Origin of the sequence: Corynebacterium faecale, from assembly GCF_030408735.1 — a bacterium.
Taxonomy (GTDB): Bacteria; Actinomycetota; Actinomycetes; order Mycobacteriales; family Mycobacteriaceae; genus Corynebacterium; species Corynebacterium faecale.
On sequence record NZ_CP047204.1, the window covers coordinates 21,571 to 43,678 of the forward strand.

At 59.6% G+C, this 22,108-nt stretch carries 19 protein-coding genes and 1 tRNA gene; 8 read left to right on the forward strand and 12 right to left on the reverse strand.

All coding sequences use genetic code 11. From position 1 onward, the window contains the following. Positions 1 to 53 precede the first annotated feature (53 nt). Both CFAEC_RS00110 and CFAEC_RS00115 read left to right on the forward strand, forming a co-directional pair. Positions 54 to 590, forward strand: a complete 537-nt coding sequence (locus CFAEC_RS00110) for a peptidylprolyl isomerase (protein ID WP_290277669.1) — start codon at positions 54 to 56, stop codon at positions 588 to 590. 63 nt (positions 591 to 653) lie between these two features. Then, the gene (locus tag CFAEC_RS00115; RefSeq protein WP_290277671.1) at positions 654 to 1,328 is read left to right on the forward strand and encodes a rhomboid family intramembrane serine protease; all 675 of its coding nucleotides are present in this window, start codon (positions 654 to 656) and stop codon (positions 1,326 to 1,328) included. A gap of 957 nt (positions 1,329 to 2,285) precedes the next feature. Here CFAEC_RS00115 and crgA read toward each other — a convergent pair. From crgA to CFAEC_RS00155, 8 genes are all read right to left on the reverse strand, one after another. Beyond that, on the reverse strand, positions 2,286 to 2,558 hold the full coding sequence (crgA, locus tag CFAEC_RS00120; protein ID WP_290277673.1) for a cell division protein CrgA: 273 nt from the start codon (positions 2,556 to 2,558) through the stop codon (positions 2,286 to 2,288). 120 nt (positions 2,559 to 2,678) lie between these two features. Then, on the reverse strand, positions 2,679 to 4,619 hold the full coding sequence (pknB, locus tag CFAEC_RS00125; protein ID WP_290277675.1) for a Stk1 family PASTA domain-containing Ser/Thr kinase: 1,941 nt from the start codon (positions 4,617 to 4,619) through the stop codon (positions 2,679 to 2,681). Beyond that, positions 4,616 to 6,094 (reverse strand): serine/threonine-protein kinase, encoded by a 1,479-nt coding sequence (locus CFAEC_RS00130; protein ID WP_290277677.1) that lies wholly within the window; start codon positions 6,092 to 6,094, stop codon positions 4,616 to 4,618. Before CFAEC_RS00130 ends, pknB begins: the two co-directional genes overlap by 4 nt. Beyond that, positions 6,094 to 7,521 carry a penicillin-binding transpeptidase domain-containing protein gene (locus tag CFAEC_RS00135; protein ID WP_290277679.1) on the reverse strand — a complete coding sequence of 476 codons (1,428 nt, stop codon included), beginning with the start codon at positions 7,519 to 7,521 and terminating at the stop codon, positions 6,094 to 6,096. The genes CFAEC_RS00130 and CFAEC_RS00135 overlap by 1 nt, the downstream gene beginning before the upstream one ends. Beyond that, the gene (locus CFAEC_RS00140) at positions 7,518 to 8,861 is read right to left on the reverse strand and encodes an FtsW/RodA/SpoVE family cell cycle protein (protein ID WP_290277681.1); all 1,344 of its coding nucleotides are present in this window, start codon (positions 8,859 to 8,861) and stop codon (positions 7,518 to 7,520) included. The genes CFAEC_RS00135 and CFAEC_RS00140 overlap by 4 nt, the downstream gene beginning before the upstream one ends. Beyond that, a complete protein-coding gene (locus CFAEC_RS00145; protein ID WP_290277683.1) occupies positions 8,858 to 10,174 on the reverse strand; it encodes a PP2C family protein-serine/threonine phosphatase in 1,317 nt (438 codons plus the stop codon). Before CFAEC_RS00145 ends, CFAEC_RS00140 begins: the two co-directional genes overlap by 4 nt. Further along, positions 10,174 to 10,635 carry an FHA domain-containing protein FhaB/FipA gene (locus CFAEC_RS00150; RefSeq protein ID WP_290277685.1) on the reverse strand — a complete coding sequence of 154 codons (462 nt, stop codon included), beginning with the start codon at positions 10,633 to 10,635 and terminating at the stop codon, positions 10,174 to 10,176. Before CFAEC_RS00150 ends, CFAEC_RS00145 begins: the two co-directional genes overlap by 1 nt. Positions 10,636 to 10,650: 15 nt before the next feature. Further along, positions 10,651 to 11,550: an FHA domain-containing protein gene (locus tag CFAEC_RS00155; protein WP_435384242.1), complete on the reverse strand. Its 900-nt coding sequence runs from the start codon at positions 11,548 to 11,550 to the stop codon at positions 10,651 to 10,653. Between the two features lie 293 nt (positions 11,551 to 11,843). Here CFAEC_RS00155 and CFAEC_RS00160 point away from each other — a divergent pair. After that, positions 11,844 to 11,926: transfer RNA gene (locus CFAEC_RS00160), tRNA-Leu, on the forward strand. Positions 11,927 to 12,104: 178 nt separating this feature from the next. Further along, a complete protein-coding gene (locus CFAEC_RS00165; RefSeq protein ID WP_290277687.1) occupies positions 12,105 to 13,013 on the forward strand; it encodes a putative endonuclease domain-containing protein in 909 nt (302 codons plus the stop codon). Between the two features lie 6 nt (positions 13,014 to 13,019). Here CFAEC_RS00165 and CFAEC_RS00170 read toward each other — a convergent pair whose 3' ends face one another. Then, complete coding sequence (locus tag CFAEC_RS00170) at positions 13,020 to 13,814, reverse strand: ABC transporter permease subunit (RefSeq protein WP_290277690.1); 795 nt, start codon at positions 13,812 to 13,814, stop codon at positions 13,020 to 13,022. Then, entirely contained in the window at positions 13,807 to 14,733 is a 927-nt protein-coding gene (locus CFAEC_RS00175; protein WP_290277692.1) for an ABC transporter ATP-binding protein, read from the reverse strand. The genes CFAEC_RS00170 and CFAEC_RS00175 overlap by 8 nt, the downstream gene beginning before the upstream one ends. A 277-nt stretch (positions 14,734 to 15,010) precedes the next feature. On the opposite strand from CFAEC_RS00175, the gene CFAEC_RS00180 reads away from it, so the two are divergent. The 4 genes from CFAEC_RS00180 to CFAEC_RS00195 all read left to right on the forward strand — a co-directional run bounded on the left by CFAEC_RS00180 (position 15,011) and on the right by CFAEC_RS00195 (position 19,775). Continuing rightward, a complete protein-coding gene (locus tag CFAEC_RS00180) occupies positions 15,011 to 16,669 on the forward strand; it encodes an NAD-dependent epimerase/dehydratase family protein (RefSeq protein WP_290277694.1) in 1,659 nt (552 codons plus the stop codon). A gap of 399 nt (positions 16,670 to 17,068) precedes the next feature. Continuing rightward, entirely contained in the window at positions 17,069 to 17,671 is a 603-nt protein-coding gene (locus tag CFAEC_RS00185) for a fasciclin domain-containing protein (protein ID WP_290277696.1), read from the forward strand. Between the two features lie 185 nt (positions 17,672 to 17,856). Beyond that, entirely contained in the window at positions 17,857 to 18,366 is a 510-nt protein-coding gene (locus CFAEC_RS00190; RefSeq protein ID WP_290277697.1) for a DUF1707 SHOCT-like domain-containing protein, read from the forward strand. Positions 18,367 to 18,461: 95 nt separating this feature from the next. Beyond that, positions 18,462 to 19,775, forward strand: coding sequence for a DUF2254 domain-containing protein (locus tag CFAEC_RS00195; protein ID WP_290277700.1), 1,314 nt, complete (start codon positions 18,462 to 18,464; stop codon positions 19,773 to 19,775). A gap of 63 nt (positions 19,776 to 19,838) precedes the next feature. Here CFAEC_RS00195 and CFAEC_RS00200 read toward each other — a convergent pair whose 3' ends face one another. Together CFAEC_RS00200 and CFAEC_RS00205 are read right to left on the reverse strand one after the other, a co-directional pair. Then, on the reverse strand, positions 19,839 to 20,585 hold the full coding sequence (locus CFAEC_RS00200; RefSeq protein WP_290277702.1) for a hypothetical protein: 747 nt from the start codon (positions 20,583 to 20,585) through the stop codon (positions 19,839 to 19,841). A 91-nt stretch (positions 20,586 to 20,676) separates the two neighbouring features. Next, positions 20,677 to 21,792, reverse strand: coding sequence for an FUSC family protein (locus CFAEC_RS00205; protein WP_290277704.1), 1,116 nt, complete (start codon positions 21,790 to 21,792; stop codon positions 20,677 to 20,679). Positions 21,793 to 22,108: the final 316 nt, after the last annotated feature.

Consider the following 22,108-nt stretch of genomic DNA (forward strand, 5'->3'; position numbering starts at 1 on the left):
AAGTGTTTTAGAATCCCCAGACTAGTGAAACATGCGGACCCTTGGTTGAGGTTATGATGGATTGCATGACTTTGAAGACTGCAACTGCGATTCTGCACACCAACCGTGGAGACATCTCCATCGACCTCTTCGGAAACCACGCTCCTGAGACCGTGAACAACTTCGTCGGCCTGGCTCAGGGCACCAAGGAGTACAAGGCTGCCAACGCCGCCGGCACCAACGAAGGCCCATTCTACGATGGCGCCGTGTTCCACCGCGTGATCAACAACTTCATGATCCAGGGTGGCGACCCAACCGGCACCGGCCGTGGCGGCCCAGGCTACAACTTCGGTGATGAGTTCCACCCAGAGCTGCGCTTTGATCGTTCATACCTGCTGGCCATGGCTAACGCCGGCCCGGGAACCAACGGCTCCCAGTTCTTCATCACCACCGCTCCAACCCCGCACCTGAACAACGCCCACACCATCTTCGGTGAGGTCACCGATGCGGAGTCCCAGAAGGTCGTCGACGCCATCGGCACCACCGCAACCGATCGCATGGACCGCCCAGTTGACCCAGTGGTCATCGAGTCCATCGAGATCGTTGAGTAGTTAACCACTGCTCACCCACACTTCTTCAGGCCTCGCCAACTACCGGCGGGGCCTGTTTTTCATATGGAGACCCTTGTTGCAGTGAAATTTGCAGACATCTACCGCCAGGCACCGGCCAGCACCGGCATTTCCCTGGCTGTCATAGCGGTCTACCTCGTGACCGCCGTCCAATCGAGGTCCATCCAGAACAACCTCTGGAACAGCTCCATCGCCGACGACTGGATCCTCTGGGGCCCGGGCATGATCGACGGTTTCGGTCCGCTCCGGGCCGTGGGAGGCATGTTCCTCCACATCGGACCCGGGCACATGATCCTCAACCTGGTGCTGCTGTGGTTGTTGGGACGTGAGATAGAGAACTATTTCGGGCCCCTGCTGTTCACCCTCATGTACTTCGTCGGCGGCATCGGTGCATCAGCTGCGGTGGTGTGGTTTGATCCACTCACACCCACCGCAGGTGCCTCGGGCGCGGTGTACGCGATGATGGCCATCCTGGTCGGTCTTTTTGTCATTCGCGGTGATGATCTGCGTGCGCCACTGGCCTTGATCGCCGTGAACATCGGATATACCTTCCTGGCTGTCAACGTTTCACTGTGGGGGCATCTGGGTGGCCTGATCGCCGGTGCGTTGCTGACCTGGCCCATCATCAAGGCCAGATCGCGCCGGGATCAGTGGATCATCGCTCTCGCTGGACTGGTGGTGGTCATCGTGGCCCTGTTCCTCGGCATCCCCTACCCCTGAAAAGACCACTTTTCACCCCTGTAACTACTGATCGAATCACAACAACGGTGCCTCCGCTTATGGACGGCACCGTTTTGTCATTCCAGGGTGTGGAGGAAGGTATCTCCACAGCATGTGAAATAACAAAAACTCACTTGTTTCACACCGGAGGAATAATATCCCACACAGCTGTCCACAGATCCTGTGGAGAATGTGGAGAAAACCCATCGGAAGAAGTTATCCACAGAAGTTATCCACATTGTGGATAGTAACATTCTTGTAATTCACTGCGGTTGTACGGCTCTCATGCTCTTCGAACATGCAGATATGATCGATAAATGCCTGGTAGCAGGTAAAATAATCGAACAATCCAAGTCCTGTTGAAAACTGTTCACAGAGTTATCCACAACCTGTGGAAAGTGGTCAAATGACAAAATATCACGCGGATACCCCCTGAATCCACAACTTTATCCACAACCTGTGGATAACTTTTCCCCCCGGTCGCGAACAGGGTTATCCACAATTACATGTGTGTAACTCACTGGGCCTGTGGATAACTTTTAATGACGGGGTCAAACTGCACAATTGCAGGGTGCAGAGCTCTAATAGACAACATGTTCGACCCCGAAGAAGGGGGAGGGTGATAGGAAAATGGTATATATTCGCAGGTTAGTCGCGCTCCCTGTTCGAATAGTTTCCAGCTCTGCCCAACGTACATCAGTTCAATAGTGTAATTACAAGACTTCCCTCCCGGAAAGGGGGATGAGGGGGAGTGAAACCACCTATTGTGCCCCTGCCATGTCCGTTTGGCAGTGGGGAGTGTCCGAATAAGGGCACTTCTCAGGGCGCAATGGCGCCTCCTTCAGTGGGCGGGCCACCCTGTCTCATCAACGGACACAAAAAACCGGGTACCACCGAGACACTAGCGTCTCGGTGGCACCCGGTTGTGCCTTCGCCGTAGAAGGTGGGGGAGGGCGGTTAACGCCAACCCATGGTCATCAACAGACCGATGATGATCAGGGCGAAACCGATACCGTAGTTCCAGGCATCCAGCTGTGCCATGAAGGCGATGTCCTCGCCTGCCAGGTAGTTGGTGACCAGCCAGATCAGGCCGATCAGCATGAAGGCGAACATGAGCACTATGTACCACTTGGGTGTTCCGGAGGAGTTGATCTTCACCGGGGTGCGGTTGGCGCTCGGGTTGCTGGATACCGGAGCGATTGCGTTCTTTGTAACTTTTGCCTTTGGCACGTGATTACACCTTCATTTTTCTAGTCATTTGTGGGGTTCAAATAACCGTTACGTTCGTCTCTCGAGCTTAACGTACCAGTTGTGTTCCCGGTAGCCGGGTAGCGGTACAGCTGCACCGGCCTATGGATTAGGCACCAGTGCAGTCAGATCAAATTGGTAGAGCCTGACTGTCACCACGGAATCCTTACGGATCGTGTCACCGGGGGCGGGTTCCTGGAAACCGATGCGTGATTGGTCCACCAGGGCTGGAGTGGGGATCGGATCACCAACGGACAGTGACTCAGCCGGTGCGGTCCAACCGGCGTCACGGAGCGCGTCCTCGGCAGCTGAGATATTCAGACGCGCCAGGTCAGGCATCTGGATGAGCATGCCGTTGGAGATCTCCACCACGAGTGTGGAACCCTTGGCCAATTCCGTGCCCTGTCCGCTTATGGAAAGGACCTGGCCTTCCGGCTGGCTGCTGTCCACGTAGCGGAGGTCCGGGATGAAACCCAGCGTGGTGATATTGCTCTGCGCCTGTGACCACTGCATGCCGTCGATCACCGGAACACGCACCAGGGATGCACCCGTGGAGATGGTCAGGGTCACGGTGGATCCGATGCTGACTTCCTCACCGGAGGGTGGGTTCTGTTCGGTCACGGAACCGGCGGCGTAGTCATCGGAGGTTTCTTCACGGATGGACTGGTTGAGCACCAGTCCCGCGGCCTCGAGCTGACGGGTTGCTTCCTCGAGGGGGAGTCCCTCCAGGTCGGGGACCTGGACCATTTCGCGTCCCGTGGAGATGGTCAGGGTGACGGTGGCGCCTTCACGGATTTCAGAGCCCACGTTGGGGCTGGTGCGGATGACCAGGCCCTCGGTGACATCGGGGCTGGGTTCGGTGGTCACCACGACTTCGAAGCCGAGGTTGCGCAGTTCCAGGACGGCTTCGTTCTCCGGCAGACCCACGATGTTGGGGATCTGTTGGGTGCTGGCGGTGGAGCTGTTGGTCATGAAGTCATAGGTGAAGGCACCGGCCACACCGATCACGCCGAGGGTGAGCACGATGGCGAGGGTGGTCAGAATGGGTGATCCACGTTTTTTCTCTCTGGCAGGAATGGTGGCCGGGGTGGGTGTGGATAAGCGTTGCGGTTCCACCCGGGTCGGCGCAACTGGGATGGGGGCCGGGGTCACCGGTTCGTCGGGTTTTTCCACGTGCGCACGCGCGGCGCGGGAGACCGCGTTGCGGGAGAGCAGTTCAAGATCAGCGGCCATCTCCGCGGCGGTCTGGTAGCGGTCGGCGGGGTGCTTGGCCATGGCGGTGAGCACCACCGCGTCCACGTTGAGGGCTGCGGTGGGGGAGAGGTCGGGGATGTACTCCGACGGTGGGGTCGGGTCCTCCTGCACATGCTGATAGGCCACGGCGAAGGGGGATTCGCCCTCAAAAGGTGGCCGGCCGGTGACCAGTTCGTAGAGGACGCAACCGGCGGCGTAGACATCTGAGCGGGCATCGGCGGGTTTGCCGCGCGCCTGCTCTGGGGAAAGGTATTGAGCGGTGCCGATGACCGCGGAGGTCTGGGTCATCGCGGAGGTGGAATCATCCAGGGCGCGCGCGATACCGAAATCCATCACCTTCACGCCACCGGTGTTGGTGATCATGATGTTGGCGGGTTTCACATCGCGGTGCACAATGCCCGCCTCGTGTGAGGACTGCAGGGCGTGGCACACCGGGATCATGATGGTGGCGGCCTGATTGGGGGTGTAGGCGCCGTCGTTACGGATGATATCCCGCAGGTCGCGGCCATGGACACGTTCCATGACGATATAGGGAACCGAGATGTCATCGCGGTGCACCTCGCCGGTATCAAACACAGCCACGATGGAGGAGTGGCTGAGCTTGCCGGAGTTCTGTGCCTCACGGCGGAAACGTTCCCGGAAGTTGGCGTCCTTGGCCAGGTCACTGCGCAGCATCTTCACGGCCACTTCGCGGCCGATGAGTATGTCGGTGGCGGAGAATACCTCGCTCATGCCACCGGAACCGATGCTGGAGCCAAGCTGATAGCGATCAGCGATCACAAAGCTCACGGGTTTCCTCCAACGTTCAATAATTCATCGAGCGAGACCAGCAGTTCATCCGCAGGGGAGAGGGTCTCCCCAGGTGCTCCTGGATTCTGCTGACCGGGACCGCCCGGCCCTGTTGGACCACCGGGGCCGGTGGGGTTGCCGGTTGGGACCCCGGGGGTTCCGGGTGCAGTGGGTTCGGCTGGTCCCCCTGTCCCGGTCGTCTGGGTTGGTGAGGTGGGGCTGGTGGTCTCCTCCTGGCTAGTCGGTGTTTCCGGCTGTGATGTTTCATTCTGCGTCGGAATCGGCTGCGGTGACGGTTGAACCGGGGGTGGTGTGACCACCTGCGGTTCCTCAGGTGTGGCCTCCTCCGGGGTGATCGTCTGCGTCACGGTCGCCGGGGTGGTGGTCTCCTCAGAGTCACCGAACAGCATTCCGGTGGCACCGGCATAGATGACAGCACCAATGATAACCGCCAGCAGCACCGCAATGAACAACCCGATCCCCACACCTGAACCGCGCGGCTCCGCGGTGGGTACCACGGTGGTGGGGCGTGCCACCTGGCCCAGCATGGCGGTTGATGCGCTTGGCGACGGCGCCACCGCCACCGCCTGCACCGCTTCCGTGCGCGGGTGCGGTGGGCGTTGGCCCAGGCGCACCGCAGAAACCGCGAGTGCGAGTTCATTACCATCAGCGAACCGGCGGGCGGGATCCTTGCGCAGGGCGATGCCGATGAGTTCCCTGGCCTGGGCGCTGATAGTGGTAGACATCTGTGGAGGTGCTTCATTGATGTGGGCAATCGCCACCGACACGGAGGAATCCCCGGTGAACGGGCGCCTGCCGGCGAGCATCTCATAACCCACCACACCCAGGGAATAGACATCGCTGGCGGGGGTGACCTGATGGCCCTGAGCCTGCTCCGGGGAGACGTACTGGGCCGTGCCCACCACCATGCCCGTGCGGGTCAACGGCACAGAGGCAGCCGCCTTGGCGATACCGAAGTCCGTGATCTTTAAAATGCCATTGGCCGTAACCAGCATGTTGCCCGGTTTGATATCGCGGTGCACCAGACCCATCCGGTGGATCACCGACAACCCGTGCGCTGCCTGTTCCATCACATCGAGCGCCAGCTCCTCAGGGAGGGTGCCTTCGCGCTCCAGCATGTCCGCCAGGGACTCGCCACGGATATATTCCAGGACGATGAAACAGAAGGTGTGCCCCGCCGGATCCGCCACCTCACGGTAGTCATGGGTGGTCACCACATGATCGGAATGGATGTTCTCCGCGGCCTGCGCCTCCTGGCGGAAGCGGGTGAGGAACTCCTGGTTATCGGAGAACTCCGGTCGGAGAACCTTGAGTGCCACCTCGCGGTCATTGACCACATCATCTGCCAACCACACGGTGGACATCCCGCCGTGGCCCACGATCCACTGCAGCCGGTAATCCGGTCCGATCAGGTTCTGTAGGCGGTCTTTTCCTGTGGAGTCGGGGAAACTCATCAGTTCAGGCCCCCTGAGGCCTGCAATACGGCACGGCCGATGGGGGCGGCCACGGCACCACCGGTGGCGCCGGTTCCGAACCCACCACCGTTTTTCACGAGCACGGCCACGGCCACATCATCGGCGAAGGCCACGTACCAGGTGTGCGGAGGGGTGCCCTCACCACCGTGTTCGGCAGTACCGGTCTTGGAGGCGATATCCGCTCCGGTGTATCCCGAGGTGTTGCGCTCGGAGGCCTTCATCAGCTCGGTGAGCTGTTCAGCGATCTCAGGTTCAATGCCACCATCGGACTCCGGATCATGGGTGGACAGCTCGCTCAAGTCCTGAGCTGTCACCTTGGATACCAGATAGGGCTCCATGCGGACACCACCGTTGGATACGGTGGCGGCCATGACGGCGGCCTGGAGAACATTCATCTCCACATCGCGCTGGCCGATGGAGGACTGACCCAGGGCGGCATCATCCGGGAGGTCTCCCAGGCCACCACTGACATTGGGGATACCCAGATCGTAGTTCCTGCCCACACCGAAATCACCGGCGGAGTCACGCAGGGCATCCGCACCCACATCAACACTCATCTCCACAAATGCGGTGTTGCAGGACAGGGCGAAAGCGGTTTGCAGGGTGGTGGTGCCACCACCCGCGCAGGCCTGACCGGCGTAGTTGGTCAGGGTGGTGTTGGTGCCAGGCAGCGTCACTGCGGCCGCGGCGGTCACGGAGGAGTCCGGGGTGTAACCGTTCTCCAGACCTGCTGCGGTGGTGATGATCTTGAAGATCGATCCCGGTGGCAGTGATTCCTGCGTGGCGTGATTGAGCAGCGGAGCCTGCGGATCGGAGGTGTACTCAGCCCAGGCGTCCTGCGCGGTGGCGGGGTTCACGATGTCATTGGGATCAAAACTGGGGGAGGACGCCATCGCCAGCACCTCACCGGTGCTGGGGCGCAGAGCCACCACAGCGCCCTCATAACCATTGTTGGTCAGCTGGTTATAGGCGGTTTCCTGCAGGGTCGGATCAAGTGTGAGCTCGATATTGGCACCGCGGGTGGAGTTGCCTGAGATCACGTCCAACCACTGGGAGGTGAACAGTGAGGAGTCCGTGCCGTTGAGTACTGAGTTATAACCGGATTCCAGACCTGCTGCTCCATAGATATCGGACAGATAGCCCTGCACCGGGGCAAAGGCTTCCGGGCTGGTGACATACTGGCGCTGGTAGTAGCCGTTGGCATCTTCATAGGACTCCGCCAGCACCTGGCCACCCGCGGAGATCTGCCCACGCGGGGTGGATTTGGTCTCCAGGAAGGCACGGTTGTTCAGGGGGTTCTGGGCCAGGTCATCCTCGCGGAAACCCTGGATCCAGGTGAGGTTGCCCAACAGGACCACGATGAGGATCAGGGCGAAGAGAGAGGTGATGCGGATGGACTTGTTCATACCGTGACGCCCTCCGCACTGTCGGCTTCCTCACGGGCCCGCATGATGGCGGGACGACGTGCGCTGTCGGAGATCCGCAGCAGGATGGCCACCAGGATGTAGTTGGCCATGAGTGAGGAACCACCCTGGGACATGAACGGGGTGGTCAGTCCGGTCATGGGCATGAGTGCTGAGATGCCCGCAACCACCACGAACACCTGGATCATGATGGTCATGGACAGACCGGAGGCCACGAGCTTTCCATAGGTATCGCGGGTGGCCATGGCGGTGCGCATGCCGCGGGTAACCAGCACACCGAACAGGATGATGATGGCGGACAGGCCGATCAGACCCATCTCCTCGCCGATGGCTGCCAGAATGAAATCTGAATGCGCCACGGGCACCATATTGGGATAACCCTGGCCCACACCGGTGCCGGTGATGCCACCCCAGCTCATCCCGAACAGGGACTGCGAGAGCTGATAACCGGTGGTGTCATAGTGAGCCACCGGGTCCAGGAAGTTCTGTACACGTTCCTGGATCTTGCCGGAGACCTGGTACACCGCATAGGCGCCCACGGCCACCAGCACGGCGCCGATGAGCAGCCAGGAGCCACGCCCCGTGGCCAGGTACACCATCACCAGGACGGTGGAGAACAACAACAGGGCGGGGCCGAAGTCATTCGCGCCGGCCATGATGAGGATGGCCAGGGCCCACACCACCAGGATGGGGGCCAGGTCGCGCAGACGTGGGAAATCCATGCCCAGGAAGCGGCGACCAGCAACGGTGAACAGGGCACGCTTGGTGGCCAGCAACTGCGCGAAGAAGAGCAGGAGGAGGATCTTGGAGAACTCACCCGGCTGGATGGAGAACGGTCCCAACCAGATCCAGATGCGGGCCTCCACGTTGGCGGGCTGCGGCCACACCAGGGGCAGCGCCAGGAGGACAATGCCCACGATGCCCAGCAGGTAGGAATAGCGGGACAATGCCTTGTAATCACGCAGGATCAGCAGCACCACCACCATCAGGGCCACACCGATGAAGGTCCACATCAGGTGGCTGTTCACGGTGGAGAAACCTGTGGCCAGGTCGAGCCGGTAGATCATCACCAGGCCGATACCGTTGAGTACGGCCACCACCGGCAACATGATCTGATCAGCGAAGGGGGCCACAAAACACATGGCCAGGTGGGCAGTCACCAGCACACCCATGTAACCCAGGATGAGGATCAGGATCTGTGAATCCAGCTCGTTGCCCATGGCCAGCTCGAGGCTCACGAACATGACAGCCACCACCAGGGTGGCCAGCATGAGCAACCACATCTCGGTGCGGCGCATCTTCAATTTCTCTACAACGTTCATGACACCTCCCTGCAGTTCACTCCTGGTCTGTCGCGGAATCCGCCCTCCTGTGTACTCACACAGGCAGGCAGTGCCTGTCCCGCAAGGCGTTGCATCTGCGCCTGGACCTCGTCATAGGATCCTGACGGCAACCCCTCGATGCTGCCCCGGAGGCTTTCCGGGAGATCATCCACGGTGAATGGGGGATCGGTGGTGCAGTCATCCAACAGGGTCAGTTCGCCATCGCGGTCGATGCAGGCCACCTTGTACGGTTCGTGGAGATCAACTCCGAAGACGCGGTAATCCACACCCTGTTCCACGGTGATGGTGTCATCGGTGCCGGCGGCAACGAAGTAGGTGGTGTTGATACGGTTGTAGCCCCACCATCCAGCGGCGACTACACCGATGAGGACGATCAGGGCTACGACCAGTGCACCTAGCTTGCGGGAGGATTTCTCCGGTGGTTGTTCAATCTCCGGAACCGGATCAATGGTCTTGGGTTCACGGGAGATGGCGGCGGCACGGCTTGCGGCGGTATCCGGGCGGGCGATATCCGGCTGGTCACCGTTGAGAGCGCCGGCGGTGACGGCGGCAGCGGTGCCCACTGCTGGGTCATCACCGGCTACCTCCACCACATCGGCCACCACGATGGTGACATTGTCGGGGCCGCCGGAACGCAGAGCTAGATCCACCAGACGCTGGGTTGCCTCCTCCGGGGTGCCCAGGCGGAGGGTTTCCTCAATGGTGGAGTGGGTGACGGGATCGGACAGTCCGTCGGAGCACAACAGCACGCGGTCGCCCACCCGGGCGTCGAAAGTCAGCAGGGTCGGCTCAACCGGGTGACCGGTGTAGGCCTTGAGGATCAGCGAACGCTGCGGGTGGGTGGACACATCCTCGGGGTCGAGTTTGCCCTCGGCCACCAGCGACTGCACGAACGTGTCATCCACGGTGAGCTGGGTGAGGTTGCCATCGCGCAGCATATAACCGCGGGAGTCACCCACATGGCACAAGGCCAGTTCCCGGCCGTTGAACATCATGGCGGTCAGGGTGGTGCCCATGCCATCACGGGTGGCATCCTCGCGGATACCTTCAGCGATGGCGGCGTTGGCCTCATCGGCGACCATGCCCATCAGGGCGAGCATGTCATTGTCACCCGGGTAGGTGTCCAGCGTCCGCAGATGGTTGATCATCAGCTGCGAGGCGATCTCCCCAGCAGCGTGTCCACCCATTCCATCAGCCAACGCCAACATGAAGGGCCCCGCATAAGCGGAATCCTCATTGTTGGCACGCACCAGCCCGCGGTCCGAGGCCACGGCAAAATCAAGTTTCAGCATCAGGGCACAAGCCTCACCGTTGTTCGACCAATACGAATATCCGTCCCCACCTCGACCCCCTCAGGTTGGTCAATTCTCAGACCACCCACGAAGGTGCCGTTGCGGGAATCCAGGTCCTCCACAAACCATTCCGACCCACGCTTAAAAATCCGTGCATGTCTGCCGGAAGCATAATCATCCCCCACCACGAACGTGCAGTCCATACTCCGACCAAGCACCATGTCATCCGCCACCTCCATCGAGGAGCCGGCGAGCGGCCCTTCAATGACGGTGAGCAGACGCGGCGGGGAGGAACGGTTGAAGGCGCGCGCAAGGCCCTGCGGAGCGGCCACCGACGTGCTTGTCGACGCAGCCCCCACGACCTTCAGGTCATTCTTCATTGCTCTCAATGCCAGGACCACAAACAGCCACAGCACCACCAGCAGTGCCACGCGCAACCCCAGAAGGACCAGCGAATCCATACTCAACCTCTCCCGTTACGGGCTGACAATACGTACTTCGATACTTGAATGTCCCACCGTGATGACATCCCCATCAGCCAACAACCAATTATCCACCGGGGTGTCATTGACGGTGGTGCCATTGGTCGACTTCAGATCCACCAGAATCGCATCCCGCCCATCCCAGGTGATCTCAGCATGCTGACGGGACACACCCGTATCCGGAAGACGCAGATCAGCATCATTACTGCGGCCAATGATGTTGGAACCCTCCTTCACCACATAGGTGCGGCTGGAACCATCCTGCAGCAGCAGTGACACCACAGGCCCGGAGGACTGCGGAACACTATGGCGGTTGGCATCCGCCGGGGGCTGTTGCGGCACTCCCTGTGCCAATGGGCGACCCGCGGGTTGTGCGGGCAGAAACTCAGTACCGGAATAAGGGGAATCGTCAGACATGTTCTTTGACTCGCTTTCTGTGACAGTCAGGACACCATCACCGTCCATAGGCAGGAAACCACTGTTCAACTCCGGATCCGGATCCTTCTCCGAATCAGACTTCAACTGGCCCGTGTGCCTCGCCTGGTCTTCAGCGATCAACACAACCACCGGACCGGCCAGTGACCAATCGTTATTCCTACAGAACCTCATCATCTGATCAGCGAAACGGCCAGCCAGACCCGGAGAAGTCTCCAGGAGGTTCGAAAAATCATTGGGACTCACAGACACCTTGAACACATTCGGTGCCTCAACATAACCGTCTGCCGTGTGAACCACATTATCCTCAGCCTCCTGCTTGAGCAGTTCCTCAAGCTCAGCTGGGACAACACGGCCCCGAAAGACAAACGCCAACGCATTATCCAGGCCGCGCTGCAAAGAACTGTCCAGCTTTGCCAGACTGTTCATCGCATTAGCCACTCGACCAGAACCAGCCAATTGGTGCGACCTCCTTCAAGATAAATGTGTATTCAATAGGTAGAAACGCCTAAGGACATGCGTTTGTCCCACCCTGTGACTTAAAACTTCATACAGGGTTTATCTATTGCCTCGGTGGGGCAAGCGCACGATAGCGTCATTATAAGGGTGCGGACCGAAGAAGTTATAGGCTGAACCGCCCACCAGCAAATCTTTATAGGTTTGTTGTGAACGCTGAAATAGGGTTTGAGCTGCCGATTTGGTATTCCCGCAGGAGTGCGTGCTATCTTAGATAAGTCGCAAAAACAACACCCGCCCGGGTGGCGGAATGGCAGACGCGCTGGCTTCAGGTGCCAGTGTCCGCAAGGGCGTGGGGGTTCAAGTCCCCCCCCGGGCACAACTCAAGACCACCCTCCTCATGGAGGGTGGTCTTTTTGGTCTCCGGGGTCGCCGACGTGCATAACGTCACAAGATTTCAGTGAAAACACACCCTTTTGGTTGAAATCTTGTGACGTTATGCACGGCATGAGCAAAGAATGGAACCAAACGTCCTCTCAAAACAGTCCGACTTGGATATGGCACAGAAAATTTGGACCTATCAAGAACTGATTAACTCCGGCAAGACCCGCCGGCAGATCGATACCGCGGTGAAGGATCGAAAAATCACCCGGATATTCCGGGGCATGTACATCATGGGCACGCCGACAGGAAGCTTGGTGTGGGCGGCGGTGAGGCAACACCGAAGGGAGGTGGCGCTGGATGGCCGCTCTGCAATCGAGTCCTATCTGGATCGCCCCCTGAGCATTCCGATCACGGTCCGGATGCCAGCCACGTCTCGAACTGATCTGAAGAGTAATTATGTCAGGGGAATTCGCAGCTCCCGTATGCCGGATGCGATGCGGGTGACGTTGATCGATGCGATCGCAACATGTTTGGACGACGCGAGCCTTGCTAATCGGTATCTGCACCAGGCCGTTGAGCAGTATTACCGGGGCGATCTGGGAACTCGGCGTCTCCACCAAGAGCTCTCCCAGTTGGGGGCACGTTCAGGTCAGAAGCTTTCGGCTTTTCTTATGGTGGCCATAACCGGTACGGACAGTGAGCTGGAGGTCAAGCTGGTTAGCCTGCTGCAACGTCATGGTTTCATAACTGAGCAGAACATATCGATCGGCGGATACAAGTGGGACGTATGCATCCGGGGATTGTGGGTGCTGATTGATCTGGACAGTTGGCATTATCACGGTGGATCGAATGGTGATCAGTTCATTCTTGATCGATGGAAGAACAACCACGCAGCAGCTCTAGGGTGGACAGCACTGCGCATCACAGACACGTGCTTGAACTACAACCAGGAGGAGCTCATCAACTTCCTGAAGCAAATTCACGCCTTCCGGGTGGATTTTCCGAATGCCAGACTTAAAGATATTGAATCCAGCCCTGTCTGGTCCTGGCATTCAGAGTTAATTCCTTCCGAGTTCCGCTAGGGCAAGCTAACCCGTGATATCGCGCCGGGCCAGAGCCCAGGCAGCTACCGCAACGAGGACTGCGCTCAATCCCCACAACAGAGCCAAGCCGACCCAGTCGAAACCCATGCTCAGGGGCGCATTGCCGAAGGCCCAGTGATAGGGGGAGAAAGGCTGTAGCCATTCCACGTTCTGGTTCGTATTGCCCAGGGCGTCAAAGGCATAACCGAGTACCGCCACGCCTGAAGCAGCGCCGATGGCCCACATCCGCCTGCCTGTCACGGCACCCGCGGCAAGTGCGATGGTGCCGGCGAACAACCCCAGACCCATCCAGGCCAGGGTGACAGCAAGCAGATTACCGGCGTCCAGGCCCAGTTCAGACGGCTCATTGAGCAGGGAGATTCCACCGAAGGTGACCACCCCGAGCAACAGGATCTTCATTATCAGGGCAGCAGCGGATTCCAGTGCGTACTGAACTCGCCCCACGGCATGGGCCAGGGTCAGTTCCAGTTGTCCTGATTCTTCATTACCGGCGATGGCGGCGGCACCCCAGGAAATGCCCGCGATGGTGATGAGGACAAAACCGAGCAATCCGAAGAAGGTGGCCTGGGTGTAGCCGTCGCCGGAGGAGATCTCTTCATAACCCAGGGCCTGCACGAGTTCGGTGGGCAGGTTGTTGAGCATCTGGTTGAGCTCGGGTGTATTCATGGAGGGATACAGCGGGAGATACAGAATAAGCACGGCGATGATCGCCACGGCCCAGCTCAATAGTCCGCGCCAGCTGCTCACAACACTGCGGAGGAAGATCGGTGCGTTAGGCATCGTTGGTCGCCTTGGGGGAGTAGAGGTTGAGGATGGACTCTTCCAGGTCAGGTTCCTCTATGGAGAGTGTGAGTACCTGGTAGTGGGCGAGGGCTTTGATCACTGCATCGATATCGCCCTGGATATTGGCGCTGAGTCTGACGGTGTGGTCCGGGGCGGGGGTTGCGTGGATGGCGTGCAGTTCGGGGATGGTGGCGAAGTGGGTGAGGAGGTCGTCGATAAGCGCTCCGGCGAGCACAGCTCGCAGGTGGGAGACGCCGGCCAGGCGTAAGGAGGAGACGTCGTTGTTGGCTACGATCCGGCCGCCGGCGAGCACGGCGACCTCATCGGCGGTGTGCTGGATCTCGCTGAGTATATGCGAGCTGAGCAGCACTGTCTGGCCGTGGTCCCGGGCTTCGCGGACCAGGCCTAGGAACTCGCGCTGCATGAGGGGGTCGAGGCCGCTGGTGGGTTCATCGAGGATGAGTAGTTCGGGACGGTGCATGAAGGCCTGCACCAGGCCGATCTTCTGCTTATTGCCCTTGGACAGCGCACGCACCGGGCGGGTCAGGTCAAGGCCGAGGCGTTCGACGAGTGTGGCGGTGAAAGCCTCATCCACCGGGCCGCTGATCTTAGCCAGTTGTTTAAGCAGTGCTTTTCCGGTGACGCGGGTGTTGAGTTTTAATTCGCCGGGCAGATAACCGATGCGTTGACGTAACCGTGCATCCGAGTGGCGTGGAACCTCGCCCAGTACCGTGAGTTCGCCGTCGGTGGGGCGGATGACATCAACAAGCATGCGCAGAATCGTGGTCTTGCCTGCGCCATTGGGGCCGACCAGACCGAAGATGGAGCCCTGGCGCACAGTCAGGTCAATATCATCAACCGCGAGGTGCTGACCGTACCTTTTCTTCAGATGATGGGCGCGGATCACGGCAGTCATGGGGGAGGGGTCCTCCTTACGCTTCAGGAAGTGTCGATATTCCTTGTATCTACTGACTTTACGTGTGGGGTGGGCGTCGCACTAGGGGTTGTTGGTGCTGATCAGAAACGACACCGACTTTGCTATCTGCTTCGTCTAATATGTTGTGACTGGTCCCACAGCCTGCGTTTTTGGAAGGGTTCCTTGTATCAATCCCGGGGGTTGTGTTGACTGGCGTTTAACCGCCCTGAAACGAAGTTCTGACTCAGGTCAGTAATAAAGTCCGCTAGGAGCCGAAATGCGAATCGCCGTTGTTGGTGCAACCGGAAACGCAGGAACAGCCGTGCTGCGTGCACTCCACCGCCATCCCGAGGTTGAAGAGGTGGTGGGCATCGCCCGCCGTCTGCCCGATGAGGAAATTGAACCCTATGACCAGTGTGAGTGGCGGTCCATTGATATCGCCGCGGCCATTACTGAAGCTGAAGCCATTGAGGGCCTGACGGATGCCTTCCAGGGATGTGATGCCGTCATCCACCTGGCCTGGATGATCCAACCCAATGACCGCCGTGAACTACTTGAACGTGTCAACGTTGAGGGCACCAGGCGTGTGGCCAAGGCAGTTGCTGAAGCTGGTGTGGGCCATCTTGTGGTGGCCAGTTCCGTAGGTGTCTATTCGCCCGATGAGGCCCGCGATGCCCTGCGCAAGGAGGGCACGGAACCTCCACTGCGGGATGAAACATTTCCCACCGAGGGAATCGACAGTTCCCATTACAGCGTGGACAAAGCAGCACAGGAAGATGTGCTTGACCAATTCGAAGCGGAGCATCCGGATGTCACCGTCACCCGCCTGCGCCCCGGTCTGTTGTTCCAGTCTGATGCGGCCTCGTCGATCCAGCGGTATTTCCTTGGTAAGGCGGTGCCGACCCGCTTCTTGGCGCCGGAGACCATGCCATCAATTCCACTTCCTGCCGGCTTGAGGTTGCAGGCTCTTCACACCGATGATGTGGCGGAGGCTTATGTGGCTGCAGCAATCGCTGGAAAGGGTGGCGCATTCAACGTGTGTGCCGATGATGTCCTCGGCCCAGAGGAACTGGCGGATATCCTCACCAGCACCGGGAAGTTCGTGGAGATACCCCCGGGGATCGTGCGGGCAGCCCTGGTCACCGCCCACCGGACAGGTGTGGTGCCAGCCGATGTCGGATGGTTGGACATGGGCATGCAGGTACCGCTCATGGATAACAGCAAAGCCAAAGCGGAATTGGGCTGGGCACCGACGCGCAGCGCGGCGGATGCTCTCCGTGAATTGCTGGATGGGCTGGCGGAGGGGCGTGGACATGCGTCGCCTGTGCTGCGCCCGCGTGCCAGCGACGATAAAAACGTCAATGCCTTCCATCAGCCGGTTTCTGTGGGTGCATCAGCCGGTGATAGTGATGCCACCCCGCGTGTGCCGGAGAAGATGAGCCGGGATCTGCTGCAGTTGTATATGTCGGATCACCTGACGGGCGCCACCGCCGGCGTGGGCCGTATCAACCGCATGGCCAATGACTTTGTAGACACCCCGATGTTTGGCAGGCTGGGTCGTTTGGTTGATGAGATTTCTGCTGAGCGGGATTTCCTTGAGCGTCTGATCAATGATCTGGGGCTGCAGCAAAAACCACACCGCCAGGCTGCGGCCTGGGTGGGGGAGCGGGTTGCCAGGATCAAAAGTGATGGCCGGATCCTGGATCGTTCACCGATGACCATGTTGTTGGAGACTGAACTTATGCGCGGTGCCGTCACCGGCAAGCTCGGCGGCTGGGAGGTCCTGCTGGAACACGCTGAAACACTGGGTCTGGATCCGGAGGTCTTCGTCGCCCTCATTGAGATGTCCAAGGATCAGGTCAAGATTTTGGATGAGATCCACGCTTATGCCCGCCCGCGCGCCCTGCGCGGTGACAAGGACATCTACTGGGACTAGCCGCCACCTAAACCCGGAGATGCCTAACCCCCAAGATGCCTGAACCCCCAAGACGTCTAAACCCGGAGATGTCAGGCCCCTGATGTGATCCACATGGGGGGCTGATCGGATCCTGCGCCGGCCTCCCGGCGCAGGATCCGAGTAACCAATTAAGTACCCGAAACCAATGGTGTAATTATTAACCAGAGTTGAATATTTAACCTTGGTTAAATTGTTATTTTTAATTAAATTCACAAAAGAGCCCACGGCGTTCACAGGGTTTTAGCAAAAAGCCTGCAAGGTGTAGGTGAATTCTGTCACAATCATAAATGTGAGATGCATTTTTTCTGCTTCCTTGAATTGGTTTTCAAAAATCAGCAAACTCGTTAGTAGACAAACGCACCGACGAAAGGCTTTCCAATGAAGCGCATCCTTGCAGTAACCGGAGTTATCAGCCTCGCCCTCACCCTGGCTGCCTGCGGTGAAGAAGACGACACCACCACCGACACCGGCACCACCACCCAGACCGCAACTGAAGCTGCGACCATGGAAGAGACCACCACCGAGGAAACCACCGTTGCAGAGGAAGCTGGCGAGGACATCGTCGATACCGCTGTCGGTGCAGGTTCCTTCAACACTCTGGTTGCAGCAGTTCAGGCCGCCGGCCTGGAAGAGACCCTCCGTGGCGATGGACCATTCACCGTCTTCGCACCTACCGATGAGGCATTCGACGCACTGCCAGAGGGCACCCTTGATGCCCTGCTCGCAGACCCAGAGGGCGATCTCACCGAGATCCTCACCTACCACGTTGTTGACGGCGAGGTTCCTGCCGCTGATGTTGTCGAGATGGATGGCCAGGCCGTAGAAACCCTTCAGGGTGGCAGCTTCACCGTTGAGCTCGAGGGCGAGGCCGTTGTGCTTGTCGACGCCGCCGGCAACCGCGTCAACGTCACCACCACCGACGTTGAGGCCAGCAACGGTGTCATCCACGTCATCGATACTGTTCTGAGCCCTACCCCATAAGGGATTAGTCATCTCGCAGTAACTCACTGAACTCACTCGAGTCGGGCACCCTCTCATCACCATGATGGGACGGTGCCCGGCTCGATTTTTCGCTTATGGAAGCTTTTCCCCACGATGCCCCCGGTGTGTTCTACCCTGGGGACACAATTGACGCCGGGGTCAACAACACCCACGAGGAGACCTGTATGGATCACATACCTGAGAAACGCGCCGGGGATGCCGAGCGTTCGCAGGCCCTGGACCGACTGGGGCAGTACTTCGCTGATGGATACCTGGATATCCATGAATTCGACGATCGCACCGGCAAGGCTGCCTTGGCGCGAACCCAGGGGGAGATTGACGCTCTCTTTGTGGATCTACCTGCGCAACCCGCCACCGCTGAACCCCGGCGGGAGCTCAGTGCGCAGCGGGAGCTGGATGAGGTGATGACCAGGGGAAAGAAACTCCAGCGCATCGACGGCGCCATCTGGGCAGCGGTGTTCATCCTGTTCTTTCTGGGTGTTTTCGTATTCAGCGTGGGCTTTGCGTGGGTGATGTTCCCGATTGGTGCTTTCGCGTCCTGGGGTGCCAGATCCTTCCTGGATGTAGGCGATGAAGAGGAGAAACTTTATGCGGAATTGACCAAGCAGGAGCAGGAGGAGCGTGCCGAGCGGTTGCGCAAAGCCGTGGAACGGCGCCGCGAGCTGGGCCAATAAGGCCCCCGCGGCCTGCTGAACCGCAGGTCCCCTTCGTGTGGTCGGTCCGGTAGGAGGGGAGGGGGGCGTCGATAAGCAAAGGATGGAAGTCAGTGATGGCCAGGAAACGGAAGATGTCATGGCGGCTGCGGTGGGCCGCGGTGCGGTACCGCTTCAAGGAGAGTCTGTTTGCCTATCCCACGCTGCTGATGCTGGTGGGTGTGGTCCTGGCGGTGATCACCACCCTGATTGATGATCGGATCGGGCATGATGCTGATCTGCCGCTGACGATCGCGCTGAGCAGCAACGCGGCGATGTGGTTGCTGTCCACGGTGGCGGGGGCGATGATCACCACGGTGGGTGTGGTGTTCTCGCTGACGGTGGTCAGTCTGCAGCTGGCCAGTGATCAGTTCTCCCCGCGGGTGATGCGTTCCTTCATCAGGGATCGGCTCAGTCAACGGGTGATCGGCCTGCTGGTGGCCACTTTCTTTTATTGTGTGTTGATCTTGCCGAATGTCAGCGGTGAGGCCACCGACCCGGCCCCGCAGGTGTCGGTGACGGTGGCGGTGATCCTCACGGTGGTCACGGTGATCGGTATTCTCGCGCACCTGGATCATCTGGCGCATGGCCTGCAGGTGGGCAATGTGGCGCGCGTGATCGTTGATGAGGGGGAGCGGATCGCAGGCGAACGCGAGAGCATCCCGGAGGGACTCACCCAGGCCGATCCGGCGGATTTCCACGATGTGCCAGATGATGCCCTGACCATCCCCGCCGCGATCAACGGGTGGGTGACCCAGGTGGACATCGAGTACCTGTTCCGCACCATGGCGCCGGGCACCACCGTCCGCCTGGAGACCCGCATCGGTGCCTATATCCACACCGGTGAAGCGCTGTTGAAGGTGTGGCCGACGCCGGCTGAGGGGAGCCCGGATCTCGGGCAGGCCGTGGAGATCGCCGATGCGCGTGCCATGCTGCAGGACACCGACTTTGCCATCCGCCAGCTCGTGGACATCGGCCTGCGCGCCCTGGACAGCGATGATCCCACCACCGCCGTGGAGATCACGCTGCGTCTGGGCAGCCTGCTGCGCACCGTCCTGATCACACCACTTATTCCGGAGGCGCTGCGCGATGATGAGGAGCGCGTGGTGGTACAACCCTGGAACCTCTCCCATGAGGAATTCATCGTCCACGGCTTCGACCAGCTCCGCCTGGCATCCCGCGAGCAGCCTGAGGTCATCGGAACCCTGCTGCGTGTGCTGCGCATGCTTGCCGATCACGTCCGTGATGACCACCCCGAGCTCATCCCCGTGCTTGACCGCCAGAGCCGCCTCATCCTCGAATCCCTGCCCACCGACCTGCACCCCGAGGACCTTGCGCGCCTGCGCGCCCTCACGTCCGATAAATCGGACCCGGCTGATCACAGCCGTTAAAAGCGTGCTTATCGACGCCCCGCCCGTACCCGCCCACGCCGTGTGCGCCCCACCCGCACCCGCTCACACCGTGTGTGGGAGGATCCTCCGCCCGGGACGCACATCGGCCCACGTCAAGGGGATGTCGGAGATACTGACGATCAGCTTGGACTTATCATCCAGCCCATCAGCGGCCTCGAAGTCCTCAGCGCTTTGGGTATCATCAACAAACACGAAATAGGGATAGTCCAGGCACTCCTCATTCATCCCCGCCAACTGAGCGGCCCATTTTCCGTGCTGATCCTCCGGTTCCGTCGGGAGGTAGCGGCCCAGATCGCGCGGAATACGGCGCTCAAATCCCTGGATTTCCTCTATGGAACCCGCAATATCGAACTCCTCAGCCAGCTGCAGCGCAGAATGGGCGATGGCCACGGCCTGTGACATGGTCGGATTCCTACGCACCGCCGTGCCCAGGCTGTCCACCAGCTGCCGCAGCAACAGCACCCGGCGGGTCAGATCAACCTGGGCGCGATCCTCGCACAGTGCGTCAATCAGGTGGTGTGCGAAGGCAAGTTCCACGTAATACTGCACAGCACTGACCGGGCGGTCCGCCGAGAACAACAACTCCTGATCCTCCCGGTAGTAATGGTGGAGCTGGCAGTATGTGGTGATCGATTCCCTCAGGCCCTCCACGAAGGCCATGTGCTGCAGATCAAAGGCAGCCCCCTCATGCGGGTGGAGCTCGATGGACACCGAGGTGGTGGCATCAGGCAGGTCATAAACGACACTGACATCCGGGTCGAACTCTTCAACTGGGTCATCTGTGTGCATTGAGGGGGTCTTTCAGGTTCGTATTTCAGGCTCAGGGGACTTGACCAAAAAATCAACAACATGTGGGCGCCCACTGTCATATCTACTGCATCTATTGCAGGATCTCTTCACGTCGGGCGGCGCGGACTTCATCCACTAATGACACGATATGCCTCAACCCCGTGATCAATGATCCATAGACAGGCCATAGTTTAGAGGGCAGGTCTTCGTCCTCGGACATCTCCCGGGACAGATCATCGATCCGCATCCTGAGCCGCTCGGAATCAGTGTCCACATCCGGATCGGAGATCGCCTGCCCGGCATCACAGGCGATGGCAGACCACTTCTCACGGAAACGCTCGTCCCAGGGACTGTTGTCATAGGTGGCGTCGCGGAGGATATGGGTGATGGTATGCAGGTGGGATAACCCATCCTTCGCCTGTTCCAGCACCTGCTCCCAGTTGGGGCCATCAACCGGATCAGGCGCAGTGGGTTGACGCCGCAGGTGGATATGCCTACGGGGATTGGCCCGGCGGCTTTCCCGCGCAAACCGCACCGTGGACCAGGCCGATTCCAATTCCGACTCCAGTGATTCGATCTCCTTGATCCATTCCTCGGCACATTCCGTATCCCAGGATGAGGAGATTTCCTGGCCCATGTCCCCCAAAACATCACCCATGCGCCTGGTGATGCTATCCAGATAACCCGCAGCCTGCCGATCCCGCAACGGGGGCATGATCAACAGATTCACCAGAATGCCGATGAGCACGCCGACGATGATCTCCACCATGCGTTCACCGAAGTTACGGGATTCCTCAGTAAAACCATCGCTGAGCAGGAAGATCGCGGTGGTGGCCACCGTGATGCCCTCTTCACGGATCCACCTGATCCTGGCGATCACCAGGCCGACGAAGATGGCCACCGCATAGGACCACACCGTCACACCCAGGAAATTACCCACCATAAATGTCACCACGATGCCCAACACTGATGCGATTGTTGATTGCACACCCCGCGACAAGGTCCGGTAGGCGGTGGCCTGGATGGTGAGCAGCGCCGTCCACGGCGCCAGGAACGGCAGGGAGGTTTCCAGGAAGTTCACCGAGATCCACCATGCGAGGGTGGTGGCAAAGATGATCTTCACCATCTGGATCAATGAGGTCTGGAATTCCGGTCGCCTGAGCCGTTCCATAAGCGGATTACCAAGACGTTGCACGGCTGGGTTCATAACCGCCACTGTAAAGAGATACGGTGGAGTTTGTCTGGGCATCGGCTGATGGGGCACTGTGTGACACCGATCTCGGCAGTCCGCCATGCTCACATCAGGATCCTGCACGCATTGACCCAGCTCATGATCCCTATCCCCATCAGATGCCAGCCCGCAGCCCTCCTCATATGCAAAGAGACGTATGATTGCGGACACTCGCCGACACCCGCCGACACTCGGCGCACCCATCAAGGCCTGACCCCATTTCCGAGGATTCCCGCTTATGGGACGGGGCGTCGATAAGCGCGCTTTGAAAACCGCAACCACAAGGGAGGCT

Coding starts and splice junctions, on each gene's coding strand:
- CFAEC_RS00180 (WP_290277694.1), top strand. CDS start 15,011: ATGCGAATCGCCGTTGTTGGTGCAACCGGAAACGCAGGAACAGCCGTG.
- CFAEC_RS00110 (WP_290277669.1), top strand. CDS start 54: ATGATGGATTGCATGACTTTGAAGACTGCAACTGCGATTCTGCACACC.
- CFAEC_RS00140 (WP_290277681.1), bottom strand. CDS start 8,861: ATGAACGTTGTAGAGAAATTGAAGATGCGCCGCACCGAGATGTGGTTG.
- CFAEC_RS00185 (WP_290277696.1), top strand. CDS start 17,069: ATGAAGCGCATCCTTGCAGTAACCGGAGTTATCAGCCTCGCCCTCACC.
- CFAEC_RS00170 (WP_290277690.1), bottom strand. CDS start 13,814: ATGCCTAACGCACCGATCTTCCTCCGCAGTGTTGTGAGCAGCTGGCGC.
- CFAEC_RS00150 (WP_290277685.1), bottom strand. CDS start 10,635: ATGGATTCGCTGGTCCTTCTGGGGTTGCGCGTGGCACTGCTGGTGGTG.
- CFAEC_RS00130 (WP_290277677.1), bottom strand. CDS start 6,094: ATGAGTTTCCCCGACTCCACAGGAAAAGACCGCCTACAGAACCTGATC.
- CFAEC_RS00190 (WP_290277697.1), top strand. CDS start 17,857: ATGGATCACATACCTGAGAAACGCGCCGGGGATGCCGAGCGTTCGCAG.
- CFAEC_RS00145 (WP_290277683.1), bottom strand. CDS start 10,174: ATGCTGAAACTTGATTTTGCCGTGGCCTCGGACCGCGGGCTGGTGCGT.
- CFAEC_RS00165 (WP_290277687.1), top strand. CDS start 12,105: ATGGCACAGAAAATTTGGACCTATCAAGAACTGATTAACTCCGGCAAG.
- CFAEC_RS00205 (WP_290277704.1), bottom strand. CDS start 21,792: ATGAACCCAGCCGTGCAACGTCTTGGTAATCCGCTTATGGAACGGCTC.
- CFAEC_RS00200 (WP_290277702.1), bottom strand. CDS start 20,585: ATGCACACAGATGACCCAGTTGAAGAGTTCGACCCGGATGTCAGTGTC.
- CFAEC_RS00135 (WP_290277679.1), bottom strand. CDS start 7,521: ATGAACAAGTCCATCCGCATCACCTCTCTCTTCGCCCTGATCCTCATC.
- CFAEC_RS00195 (WP_290277700.1), top strand. CDS start 18,462: ATGGCCAGGAAACGGAAGATGTCATGGCGGCTGCGGTGGGCCGCGGTG.
- CFAEC_RS00175 (WP_290277692.1), bottom strand. CDS start 14,733: ATGACTGCCGTGATCCGCGCCCATCATCTGAAGAAAAGGTACGGTCAG.
- CFAEC_RS00115 (WP_290277671.1), top strand. CDS start 654: ATGGAGACCCTTGTTGCAGTGAAATTTGCAGACATCTACCGCCAGGCA.